At 60.6% G+C, this 17,286-nt stretch carries 15 protein-coding genes and 1 pseudogene; 10 read left to right on the top strand and 6 right to left on the bottom strand.

Annotated elements, in window-relative coordinates:
- Window positions 1–57 precede the first annotated feature (57 nt).
- The 4 genes and pseudogenes from QEO92_RS12120 to QEO92_RS12105 all read left to right on the top strand — a co-directional run.
- Window positions 58–966: an SUMF1/EgtB/PvdO family nonheme iron enzyme gene (locus QEO92_RS12120; protein WP_227703194.1), complete on the top strand. Its 909-nt coding sequence runs from the start codon at window positions 58–60 to the stop codon at window positions 964–966.
- A gap of 154 nt (window positions 967–1,120) precedes the next feature.
- Complete coding sequence (locus QEO92_RS12115) at window positions 1,121–1,816, top strand: Crp/Fnr family transcriptional regulator (RefSeq protein WP_037147826.1); 696 nt, start codon at window positions 1,121–1,123, stop codon at window positions 1,814–1,816.
- Window positions 1,817–1,921: 105 nt separating this feature from the next.
- Window positions 1,922–2,368, top strand: coding sequence for a pseudoazurin (locus tag QEO92_RS12110; protein WP_037147823.1), 447 nt, complete (start codon window positions 1,922–1,924; stop codon window positions 2,366–2,368).
- A 301-nt stretch (window positions 2,369–2,669) separates the two neighbouring features.
- Window positions 2,670–2,912, top strand: a pseudogene (locus QEO92_RS12105) (ATP-binding protein); the annotation flags it as partial.
- 32 nt (window positions 2,913–2,944) lie between these two features.
- Here QEO92_RS12105 and QEO92_RS12100 read toward each other — a convergent pair.
- Genes QEO92_RS12100 through QEO92_RS12085 form a run of 4 tightly spaced genes read right to left on the bottom strand, consistent with a single transcriptional unit; the run spans window position 2,945 to window position 5,392 of the window.
- Window positions 2,945–3,241 carry a metal-sulfur cluster assembly factor gene (locus tag QEO92_RS12100; RefSeq protein ID WP_227703193.1) on the bottom strand — a complete coding sequence of 99 codons (297 nt, stop codon included), beginning with the start codon at window positions 3,239–3,241 and terminating at the stop codon, window positions 2,945–2,947.
- A complete protein-coding gene (locus QEO92_RS12095; protein ID WP_227703192.1) occupies window positions 3,234–3,755 on the bottom strand; it encodes a DUF2249 domain-containing protein in 522 nt (173 codons plus the stop codon). Before QEO92_RS12095 ends, QEO92_RS12100 begins: the two co-directional genes overlap by 8 nt.
- On the bottom strand, window positions 3,755–5,110 hold the full coding sequence (locus QEO92_RS12090) for a hypothetical protein (RefSeq protein ID WP_227703191.1): 1,356 nt from the start codon (window positions 5,108–5,110) through the stop codon (window positions 3,755–3,757). Before QEO92_RS12090 ends, QEO92_RS12095 begins: the two co-directional genes overlap by 1 nt.
- 12 nt (window positions 5,111–5,122) lie before the next feature.
- Window positions 5,123–5,392: a DUF2249 domain-containing protein gene (locus QEO92_RS12085; protein WP_227703190.1), complete on the bottom strand. Its 270-nt coding sequence runs from the start codon at window positions 5,390–5,392 to the stop codon at window positions 5,123–5,125.
- Between the two features lie 202 nt (window positions 5,393–5,594).
- On the opposite strand from QEO92_RS12085, the gene hemN reads away from it, so the two are divergent.
- Window positions 5,595–6,947, top strand: coding sequence for an oxygen-independent coproporphyrinogen III oxidase (gene hemN / locus QEO92_RS12080; RefSeq protein ID WP_227703189.1), 1,353 nt, complete (start codon window positions 5,595–5,597; stop codon window positions 6,945–6,947).
- Between the two features lie 213 nt (window positions 6,948–7,160).
- On the top strand, window positions 7,161–8,324 hold the full coding sequence (locus tag QEO92_RS12075; RefSeq protein WP_227705151.1) for a cytochrome-c peroxidase: 1,164 nt from the start codon (window positions 7,161–7,163) through the stop codon (window positions 8,322–8,324).
- Here the strand turns inward: QEO92_RS12075 and QEO92_RS12070 are convergent, their stop codons facing one another.
- Window positions 8,325–9,527 (bottom strand): LysR family transcriptional regulator, encoded by a 1,203-nt coding sequence (locus tag QEO92_RS12070; protein ID WP_227703188.1) that lies wholly within the window; start codon window positions 9,525–9,527, stop codon window positions 8,325–8,327. It lies immediately after the preceding gene.
- A gap of 153 nt (window positions 9,528–9,680) precedes the next feature.
- Between QEO92_RS12070 and QEO92_RS12065 the strand changes: the two genes are divergently transcribed.
- From QEO92_RS12065 to QEO92_RS12050, 4 genes are read left to right on the top strand one after another with little or no spacing between them, the layout of a single operon-like run.
- Window positions 9,681–11,063, top strand: coding sequence for a dihydroorotase (locus tag QEO92_RS12065; RefSeq protein ID WP_227703187.1), 1,383 nt, complete (start codon window positions 9,681–9,683; stop codon window positions 11,061–11,063).
- Entirely contained in the window at window positions 11,060–12,295 is a 1,236-nt protein-coding gene (locus QEO92_RS12060; protein WP_227703186.1) for a Zn-dependent hydrolase, read from the top strand. Before QEO92_RS12065 ends, QEO92_RS12060 begins: the two co-directional genes overlap by 4 nt.
- A gap of 12 nt (window positions 12,296–12,307) precedes the next feature.
- Window positions 12,308–13,396 carry a DUF917 domain-containing protein gene (locus QEO92_RS12055; RefSeq protein ID WP_227703185.1) on the top strand — a complete coding sequence of 363 codons (1,089 nt, stop codon included), beginning with the start codon at window positions 12,308–12,310 and terminating at the stop codon, window positions 13,394–13,396.
- Between the two features lie 10 nt (window positions 13,397–13,406).
- Window positions 13,407–15,086, top strand: coding sequence for a urocanate hydratase (locus QEO92_RS12050; RefSeq protein WP_227703184.1), 1,680 nt, complete (start codon window positions 13,407–13,409; stop codon window positions 15,084–15,086).
- 23 nt (window positions 15,087–15,109) lie between these two features.
- Here the strand turns inward: QEO92_RS12050 and QEO92_RS12045 are convergent, their stop codons facing one another.
- The gene (locus QEO92_RS12045) at window positions 15,110–17,275 is read right to left on the bottom strand and encodes a TonB-dependent siderophore receptor (RefSeq protein ID WP_227703183.1); all 2,166 of its coding nucleotides are present in this window, start codon (window positions 17,273–17,275) and stop codon (window positions 15,110–15,112) included.
- Window positions 17,276–17,286: the final 11 nt, after the last annotated feature.

Genomic DNA, 17,286 nt, shown 5'->3' with positions numbered 1-17,286 from the left:
GTCTCTCGAACAGACGCGCTTCCTCGGGAAGCGACAGTTTCGCCCGAGGAGGCGAACATGTCATGCACGAACCAAAAGCCAAGAAACTCGCTCTTCCGTACCGCGCTTCCGATCACGCTGATCGCCGCTTTGTCCGTGGGTATCTTCCAGCAGGCGGGGTTCTTTGAACCATCTCCCCCAACGAGCGCGGACTTTGAGCCGCAAACGGTTGTCGTGCCGCCGCGCGCCTATAAATACAGAAGCGACGGCGAATTCGTGAAGGGTACGGCGCCGGTCGATGCGCCGATGAAGGCCGTGGTTGCCGCTGATAACCTCACCATCACGAAATATCAGGTCACAGCATCGCAATATGCCGCCTGCGTGCTCGATGGCGGCTGTGCACCAGCCGATGCGCCGCCGGCCACCGGTGTCGAGATCCCCGTGACCGGCGTCAGCTTCGACGATGCAGTGGCCTATGCCCGCTGGTTATCCGACAAGACCGGCGATTATTGGACACTTCCCACCGATGAGCAGCTTGCGCAGGCCGCCGGCAAGCGCTTTCCCGATGATGCACTGGGGCTGGATCCCGACAACAAGAATCCCGCGATCCGCTGGCTCGCCGACTACGAACGCGAGGCGCGGGAAAGATCCAAGCGCGATCCCGTGCCGCGTCCGATCGGCAGTTTCGGGGAAAACGAATTCGGTCTGGCCGATTTCGGCGGGAATGTTTGGGAGTGGACATCCACCTGCCACCGACGAGTGCATCTCTACAAAAACGGGTCGGTCCGCGCCTCGGAGGCGATATGCGGCGTGTATGTCACGGTCGCCGGCCATCGTTCACCGGTGAGTTCCTTCATCCGCGATCCGAAAGGCGGGGGATGCTCGGTCGGAACTCCGCCCGACAATCTCGGCTTCCGTCTTGTCAAATCGACTCGGTGGTATGCGCCTTTGCTGCGGAAGCTGCGCGATACAGGTTGGATCGCCTGAATGCGCATGCGCGGCAATGCCGTGCCTTCGATCTCGCCCTGGGTTGTGCTAAGGTCGCTCCGAAACGAGTGGTCCGATTCCGATATCTGCATCCAGATGCCGCGGCTCCTGAGCAAATGTCGGAGACAAGGGTCCGCTACAGGAGCGCACGCCGTTGAAGATCGACAAAAGCCTCGTCCGAACCTTCCCCCTATTCGAGAAGATGGAGGATGCCGACACGGAAGCCCTTCTGGCTCATGCGGTCCCCCGCAGGGTGCCCGCCGGTGAAGCCGTCTTCGAACAGGGAGCGGCTGCGATGCATTTCTATCTTCTTCTGCACGGTCGGCTGAAAGTCACGCAGGTCACCGAGGACGGCCAGCAGATCATCGTTCGCGTCGTCCATCCCGGCGACCTTTTCGGCTTTGCCAAAGCGCTTCTGCGCACCGATTATCCAGGTACTGCGACCGCCGTCGCCGAAAGTATTGCGCTTTCCTGGCCCACGGAGCTATGGCCCCAGTTCGTCGATCGGAATCCGCGCCTTGCCGTCACTGCGATGCAGACGATCGGGCAGCGCCTGGAGGAGGCCCATGCCCGCATTCGGGAGATATCCACCCAGGAGGTCGAACGGCGGGTGGCTCATGCAGTTCTGAGGCTCGTCAAGCAGGCAGGCAGGAAGGAAGGGGGCGCCGTGCGAATCGACTTTCCCATCTCCCGGCAGGATATCGCCGAGATGACGGGCACCACGCTCCACACCGTATCCCGGATCATGAGTGCATGGGAGGCGAAGGGCCTTGTCGAAGGCGGACGCCAGAAGCTTCTGGTAAAGGATGCCGAGGGTCTGCTCGCACTGGCAGAAAGCGCCAAAGAATAGCGTGAGGGAGTCGGTATGAAATTTGCGGTGCGTCAAAGAACGCTTCCGTCTACGCGATAGAGTGGCTCCAACAGAGGCACGAGGCCTCTCGAAAGGAGCAAGACAATGAAGAATATTTTAGTTTCTCTGATCGGTGCGACGATCATCGCCGCAGGGTGCGGAACCCTCGCTTCCGCCGCCGATTTTGAGGTCCACATGCTCAACAAGGGCAAGGACGGCGTGATGGTGTTCGAGCCGAGCTCGCTGAAGATTGCCAAGGGCGATACCGTGACCTTCGTCCCGACGGACAAATCCCATAATGCCGAGACCATCAATGGTCTCATTCCGGATGGTGCAACGCCCTTCAAGGGCAAGATGAACGAGAGTGTCAAAGTCACCTTCGATGTCGAAGGCGCCTATGCCGTTAAATGCTCCCCGCATGTCGGCATGGGAATGATCGGTCTGATCGTCGTGGGCGACACACCGGCCAATCTCGATGCGATCAAGGCGGCCAAGCTGCCGAAAAAGGCACGTGAGCGTCTGGACGCGGACATCGCTGCAGCTGGTGTGTAAGCCGGCAGCGTACCGACGACGGCTGCGCTCTCCTCCTCAGCCGTCGTCGGTGAAAGCTTACGGTGCGTGCGTAAAATGTCCGGGCCTGTCGGATACGCAGTCGGTAAGCTGAACCCGCTTCACAGGCAATCAGGCGGGCTCATCTCATGCCTGCGAGCGAATTTTTCGGAGTGCTTGGGTCGAACCCTGCATGCGTTCATCAAGCATCCGCTTTCCGACCGGCATGGCTATGCTCTGGCGGTCATGGCGGTGTCCATAGACTTTGCTCTACGCCCTGCATTACAGGGTATCCACCGGTGCGGGGGAGATCGTCGTTCAGATTGACGATACGGGACTGGGAATTTCAGATGAAATCGCCTCGCAACTCTTCAGTCCTTTCGTCACGACCAAGGCAGGAGGGATGGGAATAGGCCTGTCGATATCCAAGAGGATCATCGAGGCGGATGGTGGCGAGATATCGGTTGCGAGAAACGCCGCCGGAGGAGCAAGCTTCCGGTTCACTCTTCCCATGCTTGCCGGCGAATATCATGATACGGACGGATGAAACACGATGTCCGTGCGTCGGGCTCGGGAGCGTCATGGCGCCATCATCGAAGGATTCCACGGAGGATCATAGGTCAACTCCACGTCGACGTTCATCACGCCGATGACCGATCCGGCGCAAGCGCGGACGGCATCGGCCAAAAAGGCGGAGGCAGGGCAGCCTTTTGTCGTGGTGGTCATCATGATGTGAACATCGCCGGCAGGGCCTGCCTCAATCAAGTAGATCAGGCCCATTTCGACGATACCACGCCCAATCTCCGGATCGATGACCGATGAGAGCTGTTGCCTGATCCGCTCGATCACCTCCGCCTGCTGAAATGCCTCACGCATTGGTCGCTCCAGTGCCTATGCGGATCATGATCCGGTAGGCGCTGCCGTCCCGATCGAAATTGCCCACCCATTGGTGGCCCCGGTGCGTAAGCTCCGGAAGCAGGAAGACCGGCTCCCGTGAGAGCACGGCGAATATGACTTCACCCGGGTTCAGCGCTTCGGCCTCCGAGAGAATCCGCTGCATCGGCTCGGGGGGATCGAGATCGGACAGATCCAGATCAACGGAGGGTTCCGCCCAGAGTTCCGGCGAGACCGCGTTCTCAGAGATTGCCACCTCCTCTCCCATGCGCGGGACAAAGCGGACCTCGAAATCTCCGTTGTCGAGCTCGACAACTTCATGGTCGAAACCCTTGCTGTCCATGACACGAAAGAGCGGCTGTGGTCTGAACGGGGCAAATAGCCTGAGGCCTTGACCCGGATGCAATGCGCCGACGGCGCGCATGATTTCTTCGAACGGCTCGCCGCCGTTCTGCAGGATCGATCTCACATCGAGTTCTTGGAATTCATGGGGCATTATGACCTCCCGTTGAAGCTTGGTAAAAACAGCCGAGATAGGGCGTTACCCGTCGGCAGTTTGGTTGAGGCCGGGACCAAGGTAAGGCGGCGGGCCTGGATGAATTCAAATGCAAGAGCGCAGACGGCCATCAATTGGGCAATTGTAACCCATCTGAATACGTCCGGCACATCATGAATCAAAGCGATGGTCGCTATGGTTGTTGCGCCGAAGTAGAGCAGGAACCATACCCATGCGCGTCGTTCGTTGACGAGGTCCTGAACGCGCGGCACGGCGGTCCGGCCGAGGACGGGACCGTAGAACTCCAGCCAGGTCATGAACGCGACGATCTTGTAGAGCTGCCCAAGGCCCAGGCCCGTCAGCCAGCCGAAGGTGAACAGATAGGCAGCCGGGATCGCCATATCCGCCGAGTTGCCGAGCACAATCGAGACACCGAAGAGAATGAAGGAAATAACCAGCATGGCGACGGCCACCAGGCTCGAAAGCACGTTCAGTTCCGCGGACTTTCGCTTCCGTTCCTTGAAAATGGAATAGATATCTATCGCGTAGAGCAGGATAGCTATTCCTCCGATCGCCATGGCCACATCGGACGGCGACTTTCCACCCGCTCCGGCTCCCACGACGACGATATCATACATCACCGCCGCAAGAGCCGCGACCATCAACCAGGCGGCCGCGCGACTTGTGTTGCGGACCTTCTCGGGCGACAGCAGGAACATCGCCAGGAGACGGTAGCTGACCCCGACAGCGGTGACGGTCATCCAGCCCATGAGGCCAAGATAGGCGTGGGCCGGTGGGGCTTTCAGCACCAGCCGGACGAGATATGGATTATCGGACAAGCCCGAAAGCGGAAGGGTGAAGAGCAATCCCATAACAGCGACGCCGATCAGCGGCGCGCAGCCAAGCGCGACGAACTTTGCCGGCAGGGAGAGCGGTCGGTTTGTGACGAGCGTGCCGATCACCATCCAGCAGAGGCTTGCGAAAGCAAACGTCAGAAGGACACCTCCAAGCGGGAGCGTCCATGCCCGGAAGGGTAGGATGTCGGCCAGCCCGAGAAATCCGGTCAGCAGCAGAGGAAGCCCGCCGATGGTCAAAAGCAAGGTGGGCAGGGCGAGTTGGGGCGACTGCAATTGCCGGGAGGCAAGCACCGGCACGAATTGAAGCAGCGATCCGGCAAACAGGAGACCAAGCCAGCCAATCGCGATGAGATGAATAATCACCAGTGATTCCGGAGCCTCGATAGGGACTGACGGATAACCGAAGCCCGAGGCGGTCAAGGCCAGCCCGGCGACCAGACAGATCAATGCCGCTGCGAAATAAGACATCGTCCAGCGGGAAATGGTGGCGCCGGGCATGGCTTTGATCTCTCAATGACCACAGCAGCAGTCGCAGCCGGAGCCTTTGGCTCTTTGAATCTCGACGCGCCAGACATCCGGCCCCTGTTCAAGGTATTGCCAGTCGAACTGTTCCGGATACCGGCTCTCGATCTGATAATGTAAAGGCCGCGGGTCATGGTCGCTCATGACGTGCATGATGCCGCCAGGGGCGAGCGAGGTGAGCACGCCGAAGATTTTCGGGTGGCGTTCGGCAGGGGCGAGCGTCCTGACGTCGACGGAGGGTATCTCAATATCCGACATTGGGTTGTCCTTGGCCTTTCAAAACTGTCGCGGCGGCGTGGCCGATCCCGGCCGCGTTCAAGATTTAGCAGCGGCGCGGACAGGGAAATTTGTGGCGGGACAAACATTTTACAAAAATCGAAAAGAGCCTTGATTTCGCACAAAGAGCGAGCGGCACCGGTCCGGTAAACGCTTCCACGAATGACTTGGAAAGGTGCCAGACATGTCAGAAGCGATCATTGAAAAATATGGCGATGCGCGACTTCCGCGTTATACGAGCTATCCGACGGCTCCCAATTTCACCGCGGATTTCGACGCCGTTGCCTATCCTTCCTGGCTCAAGGCGTTGCCCGAAAGACAGTCTACGTCGCTCTACATCCACATCCCTTTCTGTCGGTCCATGTGCTGGTATTGCGGCTGTCATACGACGATCACTGAACGCGACAGGCCAATTCTCGACTATATCGAGACATTGCACCGGGAGATCGAACTTCTGGGATCCGCCAGAAACGGCAGCTTCAGTGTCGGGGAAATTCACTTTGGCGGCGGCACGCCTACCATTATCAAGCCGGACGAGTTCATCGCGCTGATGGATGCGTTTCGCGACCGACTTGGTTTTGCAGATGCGGTCAATGCCGCCGTCGAAATCGATCCGCGAACCTTGACCGGTGAAATGGCGGTGGCGCTCGGAGAGTCGGGCGTCACCCGCGCGAGTCTTGGCGTGCAGAGTTTCGATCCGAAGGTCCAGAAGGCGATCAATCGTATTCAAAGCGTGGAAACGACGATGGCGACGGTGGAGCACCTTCGGCACAACAGCATCAATGCCATCAATTTCGACCTCATCTATGGTCTTCCCCATCAGACGGTCGAATCCTGCGTCAGTACCGTCGAGGCAGCCATCCGCATGCGGCCGGATCGTCTTGCCGTTTTCGGATATGCACATATTCCAAGCTTCAAGAAGCATCAGCGTCTGATCGATGAGGCGACACTTCCCGACGTCCGGGAGCGAGCATTGCAGGCGGAAGCGATTGCCGAGGCTCTGGTGGCGGCGGGATATGTCCGGATCGGCCTCGACCATTTCGCGCTGCCGGGTGACGACCTCGCGCTGGCGCAGACCGAGGGGCGGCTGCACAGGAACTTCCAAGGGTATACGACAGACGCCTGCGAGGCCCTGTTAGGATTGGGAGCGTCTTCAATCGGCAAGCTGCCCCAGGGATATATTCAGAACGAGGTGCCACCGGGCCTTTACGCGACCCGCGTGTCAAAGGGTGAATTGCCCGTCGCCAAGGGTTACCACCTCACGCCCGAGGACCGACTGCGCGGTGAAATCATCGAAAGGCTGATGTGTGACTTTGCGGTGGACGTGGCTGCGCTCGCGACGGCGCACGGCTTTGATGCGGATCTCCTCTTAAGCGGCAACGATCGGCTCGACGAACTGGAGCGAGACGGTTTGATCGAGCGTGAAGGTGGATTTGTCAGGGTCTCGGAAGAGCACCGTTTCATCGTGCGGGCCGCGGCCTCCGCATTCGATGCCTATTTGAACAAGAGCGGTCGGTCGTTCAGCAAGGCGGCCTGAACTGCCTTCTTGTCGAGGCGCCATAGGCTGTCCCCTTGCTCGCTTGCAAAGTTGATGCACGGGATCATCTTAATCGCGGCATTTTACCACGGCATTGTTCGTCCCGTTGCATTGTATCAAGGACGAGCCTGCCATCGGCCGACCGGCAGTCATCGCCGACGGGATGGATAGAATTCTGATACGAGTTTCCTGATGCGTCATCCTCTTCTTCTTATGGCTGTTCTGGCAGGGTTCGGTTTGGTTTTGGCGCCTTCGGGAGGCTCTTTTGCGGATGGCGGCGAGGCATATCCCAGCAAGATCGCGCTCGGCGAGGCCTTGTTCCACGACCCCAATCTCTCAAAAAACAGGAGCCAGTCGTGCTCTACATGCCATGCGCCGGGCGCGGGCTTTGTGGATGCGCGGCAGACGGATCTTGTCGGCAGCGATGTCTCGCTTGGGGATGACGGGCAGTCACTTGGCGGCCGTAACGCACCGACTGCCGGATATGCTGCGCGGACACCTCCATTCTCAAAGGGGAGCGACGGCGAATATCGAGGAGGATTCTTCTGGGATGGTCGCGCACGGACGCTCGAGGATCAGGCGGGCGGTCCGCCGATGAATCCCGTCGAGATGGGAATGCCCGACAAGGCCGCCGTCATTTCGCGGCTTCGTGAGGACCCTTCATACGATCGGTCGTTTCGTGTCCTCTACGGCCGGAGCGTGTTTCAGGATGACGAGACCGCCTATTCGGCGATGGTCAACGCGCTGGCCGAATATGAGCGCGGGCCGGAGTTCAGCTCTTTCGATTCCAGATATGATCGTTATCTCCGAGGCGAAGAAAAACTGACGGACCAGGAGGAACTGGGGAGGGTCCTTTTCTTCTCGCAGCAGTTCACCAATTGCAGCATCTGCCATGAGGTGCGTGGGCCGAACGGCCTGAAGGACGCAGTCTTCACGAACCACAAGTATTTCAATATCGGTGTTCCCGCCAATCCTCGTCTTGCTGCCGGTACAGCTGGGGCGGCCAAACCCGACCTCGGTCTCGCCGAGAACCCGCTGGTTGCGGGAGAGCCGACCGCTCGCGGAAAATTCAAGGTCCCGAGCTTGCGGAACGTGGCGGTGACGGGACCCTATATGCACAATGGCGTCTTCAGGGATCTGCGGAGCGTCGTCCTCTTCTACGTAAAATACAACAGCATCAAGAAGAGCCGCCAGATCAATCCCGAGACGGGGCAGGAATGGGGTGCGCCCGAAGTGCCGGACAATCTGGCCATGGAGCAATTGACGGCCGGTCCGGCGCTGGACGACAAGCGGGTCGATGCGATCGTCGCATTTCTGAAGACATTGACGGACCGGCGGTATGAGCCTCTCCTCACACAGGAGAAGCTTAAACAATGATCAGGCTTCCATGAGGCCACCATCAGCCAGGATCCGCTGAACGAGGCTGGCGACATTTTCCGATCGCGCGTTTTTCTTCCAGGCAAGCGAGAGCTGCATATCGTAGGTTTGGGGAAGGGGGATGGCTTCCATCTTTTCATCAAGGCCGGAGATCGCCCATTGCGGCAGGAGCGCGATGTAACCGTGCTCGATCACGAGGTTTGCGATGACGGGGATGGAATCGATCTCCACGAAGGACAGGCGCGACCGTTCCTCGGGCCGCAGTATATCCTCGCTCAGCGATACGAATTTCTGGCGCAGACCGCTCTTGAGACTGGGAAGAGCAAGCGGCGTGTTGATCAGAAGACGTTTCAGATCGTGCCGCTGAGCCTCGATCGCCTTCGCCGAGCCAACGACGGAAAGACCTGAACGCGAGACCACGCGGTGGTCGATGCCTGCCGGCACATCGACAGTATCCAGAAAGACGATGTCGTATTGCCGACTGTTGAGGCCGGACAGAAGTTCCTCGGCGTTGGTGCTGGAGATATAGAGCGGATTATGCGGTTGGTGCAGCGGCCATCCGGCAGCGAGCAAAGCCAGGATTTTTGCGATCCGGCTTTCACGACCCAGCGGAGCGACGGAACCGAGATTGATCATCCGGCTCGTTCGGCGGAAACGCTCTCCGGCATGGTCGGAAATCCTCAGCCAGATCGTTTCCAACTCTTCGGCGAGGATCAGAAATCCTTTGCCTTCCTCCGTCGGTACGGCGCCCGACGCGGTGCGATCGAGGAGTGCGGCGCCTATATCCTGCTCAAGGCTCTTCAACTGACGCGTCAATTGCGGCTGGCCAATGCCGATCTCCATGGCGGCACTGCGGATGCTGCCTGTCCGGGCAACGACGAGGAGGCGCGACAGCGCCAACAGCGAGACCGACATGCGGGCAGCATGCTGCTCGACCGGCGCCTCGTCCGGCATCTTGGAAAGTGTTGCCAGATCCAGAATGAGATCGGCTGCGTGGCGGAGATCACGGGCAAGGCGGCGGCCTTCCAGTGTCGGCAGGATGCGGTTGCCGGTGGTCGTCGTCAGCGGCGTTGCTATATGTGACTGTAAACGGGCCAAGGCGGCAGAGACGCTGGCGACCGGTCGCCCCAAGGCGCGGGCAGCGCCCCTCAGGCTGCCCAACGAAAGCGCGTAGTGAGCCATCAGGAGAGTGGCGATGTCCATTGCTCAAACTTTCCGCAGCTACTCTGTGAGATAGGCAGGCCCGGTATAATTCGTTCACGATATGGGATATCCCTCGGCTCTGCAAATTCCCCTATCGTGACATCCATCGCAGGCCGAACGGCGGGCAGTGCATCAACCGAGGAGACATGATCCATGGCGGATTTCGATCTTGTTCTGAAGGGCACGCTGGTGCTGCCGGATAGCGTGGTTCCGGAGGGGCATGTCGCCATTCGCGACGGATTGGTGGCGGCCGTTGGGCAGGGTGATATGCCGGCTGCGAAAGAGCGCCAAGATCTCGGTAAAGCGCTGATCCTGCCGGGCGCGATTGATGCGCAGGTTCATTCGCTTTCGCAGAAGAATCAGGAGGATTTCATCTGGTCGACGCGCGCGGCGGCGGCCGGCGGCGTGACGACCATCGTCGACATGCCCTATGACGAGGGCAATCTCATTTGTTCCGCAGAGGCCGTGCGCGGAAAAGCGACGCATGTGGAAAGCCAGGCACGCGTCGATTTCGCGCTCTACGGCACGATCGATCCGGAGGAGGGCGCCAGGCGTATTCCCGAACAGGTGGAAGCCGGCGTTGCCGCTTTCAAATTCTCCACATTCGGCACCGATCCGAAGCGTTTTCCGCGCATTCCCGCACCGCTGATGGCGGAGTGCTTTGCTGCTATCGCACCGACTGGCTTGACGGCCGGCGTTCACAACGAGAATGACGAATATGTGCGGGCCGCAATGGAGAAGGTGAAGGCTTCCGGCATCACCGACTACCGGGCGCATGAAATGTCCCGCCCGCCGCTCACCGAACTGCTCGCCATGGTGGAAATCTACGAGATCGGCGCCGCGACAGGCTGCCCGGCGCATGTGGTGCATTGTTCGCTCGGCCGCGGCTACGAGATCGCCGCGGCCTATCGCGCACAGGGTCATCGGGCAACGGTGGAATGCCTGATCCACTATCTGACGCTCGACAGCGAGACGGATGCGAAAAGGCTTGGAGGCCGCTCCAAATGCAATCCGCCGATCCGGCCGCGAGCCGAAGTGGAAAAGCTCTGGCGGCATATCGCGGCCGGCAACGTGACGCTGCTTTCGACCGACCATGTGAGCTGGTCGCTCGACCGCAAGACCAATCCTGACATGCTGGCGAATGCCTCCGGTCTGCCGGGGCTGGAAGCCATGGTGCCTCTCTTCGTCAAGGGCGCGCTGGAGCGCGGTGTGCCGCTCACCTGGGCAGCACGGCTGATGGCGCTCAACCCTGCGCGGCATTTCCGCATCGACCACATCAAGGGCGCTCTGGAAGTCGGCAAGCATGCGGATATCGCCGTTCTGACGCCGGAACGCCATGTCTTCGACGCTTCCAGGACCGGCAGCAACGTGGTTGGCTGGTCGCCCTATGACGGCATGACGCTACCCTACAAGGTGGCGGCGACCTATCTGCGCGGCAAGCTTGCCTACGATGGTTCGAAAGTTCTCGCCGAGCCGGGCAATGGCAATTTCGTGCGGCCGCTGGCAAGCCTGCCGCTTCAGGGGCTTTCAGTATGACGCGCAATCTTCCTGTCAAGACAGACCGGATTGCGGCGGATATCGATGCCTTGGCAGCGATCACCGAGCCGGACCGGCCATGGACACGGCGCGCCTTCACGCCGATGTTCCTGAAGGGCCGAGCCTATCTGGAGCGTCGCTTCAAGGAGGCCGGGCTTGCGACACGCATCGATGCGGCAGGTAATCTGATTGGTTTCCGCAAAGGAGCGGGTTCCAAAGGCACGATCATGCTGGGCTCGCATTCCGATACCGTGCCGAATGGCGGCCGCTTCGACGGGATTGCGGGTGTCGTTGCGGCTCTGGAAGTCGCTCGATCGCTCGATGAGGCGGGTATCGCTTTGGAGCATGATCTGGAGATCGCCGATTTCCTGGCAGAGGAAGTGTCGATCTTCGGTGTTTCCTGCATCGGCAGCCGTGGCATGCTCGGTCTGCGTCCGGCGGAATGGCTGGAACGGGAAACGGACGGCATGAGCCTTGCCGAAGGAATTCGCATGGTCGGCGGCGATCCGGCGATTGGCGGCGGGCGAGGGGACATCAAAACCTTTCTGGAACTGCATATCGAGCAGGGGCCGGTACTGGAGAAGGAAAGAATCGACATCGGCGTGGTGACCGCGATTGCCGGCATTACCCGGATCGAGATCGTCGTCGAGGGGCGGGCGGACCACGCCGGTACGACGCCGATGGGCGCGCGGCGCGACGCGCTGACGGCGGCTTCCCGTGTCGTGCTCGGCATCGAGCGGATTGCCTCTGAACTCGCCCAAGGACCGAGCCATTTCGCGGCCACGGTCGGCGAATTTTCGATGGAGCCGAATGCCGCCAATGTCGTTCCATCCCATGTCCGCATGCTGATCGATGCACGGGCGGAAGATCCGGCGGTGATGGAGAGCTTTTCGGAGGCGGTTTCCGCATTGACCGAGCAGACAGCGAAAAGGAGCGGGGTGACCATCACGCCGCCGCGCCGGATCTCGAACAACCCGGCGACGCCGATGGCGGCTTCGGTTGTTGCATTGCTGGAGAAAAGCGCAACTGGCCTCGATGCGCCAAGCCGGCGCATGGTCTCCGGTGCGGGACATGACGCGGCATTTCTGGCCAAGGTGGTGCCGGCGGCGATGATCTTCATTGCCTGCCGCGACGGGCGCAGCCACGCGCCGGAAGAGTGGGCGGACAACGACGATATCGCGCTCGGCGCGGCGGTTCTTTACGAAACGGTCCTCAAGCTGGACAGGCAATAAAGGAGCGAGGGCATGGGACGGATTCTGACGGAAAAGGATGTCGAGGCGGCGGTCCGTGGCGGCTCCGTTTATGCGGCCGGCGGCGGCGGCTGGGCCGATCACGGGCGGATGCTGGGCTATGCGGCCGTCAGCATCGGCAAGCCGGAACTCGTCACCATCGATGAACTCGATGACGACGATTGGGTGGCCACGGCCGCGGCGATCGGCGCGCCGGCCTCCACCACCAATTGGGAGATGCAGGGCATCGACTATGTGAAGGCCGTAGAACTCCTGCAGGAGGCACTCGGCGAGCCGCTCAAGGCGCTGATGATCGGCCAGAACGGCAAATCCTCGACGCTGAACGGCTGGCTGCCGTCGGCCATTCTCGGCACCAAGGTCCTCGACGCCGTCGGCGATGTCCGGGCGCATCCGACCGGTGACATGGGCTCGATCGGCATGGCGAATTCGCCGGAGCAGATGATCCAGACGGCGGTCGGCGGCAACCGCGCCGAAAATCGTTACATGGAGCTCGTGATCCGCGGGGCGACGGCAAAGGTTTCGCCGGTCCTGCGCACCGCCTCCGACCAGTCAGGCGGCTTCATCGCCTCCTGCCGCAATCCCTTGCGCGCGTCCTATGTGCGCAAGAATGCGGCGCTCGGCGGCATCAGCCTGGCGCTCACGCTCGGCGAGGCGATCATCGCTGCGGACGGCAAAGGCGGGCATGCGATCATCGACGCGATCGTCAGGACGACTGGCGGCTCGATCCTCATCGAGGCAGAGGTGACTGACAAATCGGTCGTCTATACGAACGAGGCCTTCGATGTGGGGACGCTGACGCTCGGCAAGGACGACAAGGCGATCACCATGCATGTGATGAACGAATACATGGCGGTCGAGGATGCCGGCGGTCACCGGCTGGCGACTTTTCCGGACATCATCAGCACCTTGTCACCGGACGGTGAGCCGATGAGTGTCGGGCAGCTTCAGCCCGGCATGCGGGTCTTCCTGTTGCACGTGCCGAAGACAATCATTCCGCTTTCCTCCAGCGTGAAAGACCCGTCGGTCTATCCGATTGCCGAAACGGCGCTCGGCATCAGCATAGCCGACTACGCGCTCGCCTAAGGAGAGGACCATGCCGAAGCCCAATCCGCGTCACCCGAAATTCCCGATCCCCGGCGGGCCTGAATTGCGCGCCAGGGGCTGGCGGCAGGAGGCGCTTCTGAGGCTGCTCGAAAACGTGCTCTCGGTCGGAGAGGACCCGGACAATCTCGTGGTCTATGCGGCGCTTGGCAAGGCGGCGCGCAACTGGCCGGCGCATGATGCGATCGTCCGGACGCTCAAGATCATGGAGGAAGATCAGACGCTGATCATCCAGTCAGGCAAGCCGGTGGGATTGCTGAAGAGCCATGACAAGGCGCCTCTGGTCATCATGGCGAATTGCAACATCGTCGGTCAGTGGGCAAAGGCCGAATACTTTTATGAACTGCAGGAGAAGGGGCTGATCTGCTGGGGCGGGCTGACGGCCGGCGCCTGGCAATATATCGGCAGCCAAGGCGTCATCCAGGGCACCTACGAGATCTTCATGCGGATTGCGGAAAAGCGCTTCGGCGGTACGCTTGCCGGCCGGTTTGTCCTGACCGCCGGTCTGGGCGGCATGGGTGGCGCCCAGCCGCTTGCCGGCCGTATGGCGGGTGCTGCGATCCTCGTCGTCGACATCGATCCGGAGCGGGTCGCCAAGCGCAAATCGATCGGGTTTCTGGACGAGGTGGCGCCAGACCTCGACACGGCGCTTGCCATGATCGATGCGGCGGTGAAGGAAAAGCGCGCCGTCTCTGTCGGCCTTGTCGGCAATGCGGCCGATATCTATCCGCAGATCGTTAAGCGCGGCGTCGTGCCGGATGTCGTCTCCGACCAGACCTCCGCCCATGACCTCGTTTACGGCTACGTGCCGAAGGGCATGAGTCTCGAAGAGGTGCGCCGGTTGCGGAAGGACGGGCAGGGGCAGTTGATGGCGGCAAGCCGTGCCTCGATTGCCGACCATGTCCGGGCCATGCTGGAATTCCAGAAGAGGGGTTCGGAAGTCTTCGACAACGGCAACCTGATCCGTACACAGGCAAAGCAGGGCGGCGTCGAGAACGCCTTCGATATTCCGATCTTCACCGAAGCGTATCTGAGGCCGCTGTTCTGCAAGGCAATCGGGCCGTTCCGGTGGATGGCGCTATCGGGCGAGGAGAGCGACATAGCCCGGATCGACGACCTCGTGCTCGAGCTCTTTCCCGAAAACCGGATCGTCACCAACTGGATACGGCTGGCGCGGGAAAATGTCCCGTTCGAAGGCCTTCCGGCGCGTATTGCCTGGCTTGGTCATGGAGAGCGTACGGAACTCGCGCTGGCGGTGAACGACCTCGTGGCGAAGGGTGAGCTTGCCGGGCCGATCGCGTTCTCACGGGATCATCTCGATGCCGGCGCCATGGCGCATCCCAACATCATGACCGAGCGGATGAAGGATGGTTCGGACGCGATCGCCGACTGGCCGCTGATCAACGCGATGACGCTCTGCTCTTCCATGGCCGATCTCGTCGTCATCCATTCCGGAGGCGGCGGTTACGCCGGCTACATGACCAGTGCCGGCGTCACGATCGTTGCGGATGGGACCGACGCTGCCGCGGAACGCATTTCGCATGCCATCACCAACGATACCTCGCTCGGGATCATTCGTTACGCCGATGCCGGTTACGAGGAGGCGATCAACGCGGCGGAAGCCGCAGGGCTTCTGCTCCAACCGAGCGCTGCGTTGCGGGGCGGCGCCTGATTGGAGCCGCCGCGAACGCCTGCCTACCAGACCTTGCTGAGCTTGAAGGTAACGGTGCGGGCATCGCCATAGCCGCAGGTGTACGCGCCGCCGCAGCCTCTCACATACTCCTTGTCGAAGACGTTGGTGACGTTGATGGAGCCTTCCCACCCATCCTTCCTGTAGCGGATCGCCGCATCGAAGACCGCCGCATCCGGAACCTTCAGCGTGTTCTCGCGATCCGCCCAGCTTTCGCCCTGATAACGGACGCCGCCGCCGAGGCTCAAGCCTTCAAGCGCACCTTGCGTTACGGTGTAATCCAACCAGAGCGAGGCAGTCATATCCGGCACGAGATAGGGCTTCTTGCCGATATAGGCCGGGTTGAGGTCTTCCGTGACTTCAAGGTCGGTGTAGGAGAACGAGCCGAGAAGCTTCCAGTTTTCGTTCAGGTTGACCTTGCCTTCCAGTTCGATGCCGCGCGACTCCACTTCGCCAATCTGCTCCGAAAGGGAGGTGGCGGGGTCGGTGACGGCGACGTTCCGCTTGGTGAGGTGGAACAGGGATGCGGTGAATGTTCCGTCAATGAATGTCGGATCGTATTTCAGGCCGACTTCATACTGTTCACCTTCTTCCGGTTTGTTGTTGGGAGTGGTGCTGACGGCAACCGTCGGGTTGAAGAAGGTTCCGACACTGGCATAGGGCGTGAGGCCGTTGTCGAACTGGTAAGCCAGGCCGGCGCGGCCGCTGGCGGCGGATTTGTCGTAGCTGTAGCTTGACGAGGTGAGTCGATCGTCAGTGTCCGTATGGACGAAATCATAGCGACCGTTGAGCGTGACGAGCCAGCCATCGCCGAACCGGATCTGGTCCTGCACGTAACCGCCAATTTGCTGCTGCGTCACCACTTGGTCGATGTAGACGAAGTTGGCTCCCTGCGGAACGCCGTAAACAGGATCGGTGGTGCTGATCGGGGTCGCGCCGCAGCAGGCCTGGATGTGATCCAGCCGATAGTATTTGTAGTCGATGCCCACCATGAGGTCATGACGCGTGGCACCAAGATCGAATTCGGTCTCGGCGCGATTGTCGATGGCGACGGTATCGACCTTCGACGTCGCTTCGAAGCCGATACGGTAAAGCTCGTAGTCGGGTGCGGTCGGTGTTCCGCCCACATACCCATAGAGATACGGCCCTTCCTCGTGCTTCCAGAGGTGACCATAGCGGAAGTTCGATGAGAACTTCCAGCCGCTGTCGAATTCATGCTCGAACTCGTAGCCCACCATCTGCTGGGTATATTTGCCTTCATCGATGTCCGGTTCGCCATAGAAGGCATCGCGGTCGATCTTGCCGAACGGGGCGTCGACGACCGTGCCGACATAGGGGAAGAAGCCGTTGCCGGTATGCACCTGATCGAGACCCGAGACGGAACCCCAGACTGTCAGCTTCGTGGCCTCATCCGGCGATATGGTCAGCTGCGGCATGATGAATCCGCGCAGGTCTTCGGAATAATCCGAATAGTTGTCGCCGCCGGCAACCTTGCCGGTCAGGCGATAGGTCATCGTGTCACTGTCGCCGACCTTGTCGGAAATATCGAAGCCGCCGAAAGCGTTGCCATTACTGTTGATGCCAATTTCGGTGTAGTAGTACGGCTCATCCGTCGGGCGCTTGCGGATATAATTCAGGATGCCGCCGGCGTTGCCGCCGCCGTAGAGCACCGAAGCAGGCCCCTTCAGGACATCGACCCGCTCCAGCATGAAGGGATCGACCTGAAAGCCACCGAAACCGTAGGAGAAAAGGTTCAGGCCATCGTAGAACACGCCGGTCTGGGTAGCGTCAAATCCACGAATGTAAACCCAATCGGTATCCGGATCGGTGCCGAAGGGCTCGGCGGTGACGCCTGGCGTGTAACGCAGCGCTTCGTCGATCTTGTTGACGACGCCGCGATCGTTCATCTCTTGCTTGCCGACGACCGAGACGGATTGCGGAATTTCGTTGAGCGGCGTGTCGGTCTTGGAGCCGGTGGCGGATTTCTTCGCGACGTAGCCTTTCACCGGCCCGGTCGCGCTTTCACCTTCGCCTTCGCCCTGAAGCACGATCGGGGCGAGGGTCGTATCGGCGTTCTGCGCCTCAGCCGCCCAACCCGCGCAAATGCCGATCAGCGCGACGCTCGCGCCCAATCCCAACCGTATCCTGAAAAACCCTTTCCGCTTCCCCATCCGTAGAACCC

The sequence above is a fragment of the Neorhizobium petrolearium genome, assembly GCF_029854435.1.
Taxonomy (GTDB): Bacteria; Pseudomonadota; Alphaproteobacteria; order Rhizobiales; family Rhizobiaceae; genus Neorhizobium; species Neorhizobium petrolearium.
This window is presented reverse-complemented; position numbering and strand designations above follow the sequence as displayed.

What these genes read in the sequence shown, in the direction of transcription:
- QEO92_RS12085 (WP_227703190.1), bottom strand. Translation starts at nt 5,392, where the DNA reads ATGTCGGATATTGAGATACCCTCCGTCGACGTCAGGACGCTCGCCCCT.
- QEO92_RS12045 (WP_227703183.1), bottom strand. Translation starts at nt 17,275, where the DNA reads ATGGGGAAGCGGAAAGGGTTTTTCAGGATACGGTTGGGATTGGGCGCG.
- QEO92_RS12060 (WP_227703186.1), top strand. Translation starts at nt 11,060, where the DNA reads ATGACGCGCAATCTTCCTGTCAAGACAGACCGGATTGCGGCGGATATC.
- QEO92_RS12100 (WP_227703193.1), bottom strand. Translation starts at nt 3,241, where the DNA reads ATGCGTGAGGCATTTCAGCAGGCGGAGGTGATCGAGCGGATCAGGCAA.
- QEO92_RS12050 (WP_227703184.1), top strand. Translation starts at nt 13,407, where the DNA reads ATGCCGAAGCCCAATCCGCGTCACCCGAAATTCCCGATCCCCGGCGGG.
- QEO92_RS12070 (WP_227703188.1), bottom strand. Translation starts at nt 9,527, where the DNA reads ATGGACATCGCCACTCTCCTGATGGCTCACTACGCGCTTTCGTTGGGC.
- QEO92_RS12065 (WP_227703187.1), top strand. Translation starts at nt 9,681, where the DNA reads ATGGCGGATTTCGATCTTGTTCTGAAGGGCACGCTGGTGCTGCCGGAT.
- QEO92_RS12075 (WP_227705151.1), top strand. Translation starts at nt 7,161, where the DNA reads ATGGCTGTTCTGGCAGGGTTCGGTTTGGTTTTGGCGCCTTCGGGAGGC.
- QEO92_RS12110 (WP_037147823.1), top strand. Translation starts at nt 1,922, where the DNA reads ATGAAGAATATTTTAGTTTCTCTGATCGGTGCGACGATCATCGCCGCA.
- QEO92_RS12055 (WP_227703185.1), top strand. Translation starts at nt 12,308, where the DNA reads ATGGGACGGATTCTGACGGAAAAGGATGTCGAGGCGGCGGTCCGTGGC.
- QEO92_RS12090 (WP_227703191.1), bottom strand. Translation starts at nt 5,110, where the DNA reads ATGCCCGGCGCCACCATTTCCCGCTGGACGATGTCTTATTTCGCAGCG.
- QEO92_RS12095 (WP_227703192.1), bottom strand. Translation starts at nt 3,755, where the DNA reads ATGCCCCATGAATTCCAAGAACTCGATGTGAGATCGATCCTGCAGAAC.
- hemN (WP_227703189.1), top strand. Translation starts at nt 5,595, where the DNA reads ATGTCAGAAGCGATCATTGAAAAATATGGCGATGCGCGACTTCCGCGT.
- QEO92_RS12120 (WP_227703194.1), top strand. Translation starts at nt 58, where the DNA reads ATGTCATGCACGAACCAAAAGCCAAGAAACTCGCTCTTCCGTACCGCG.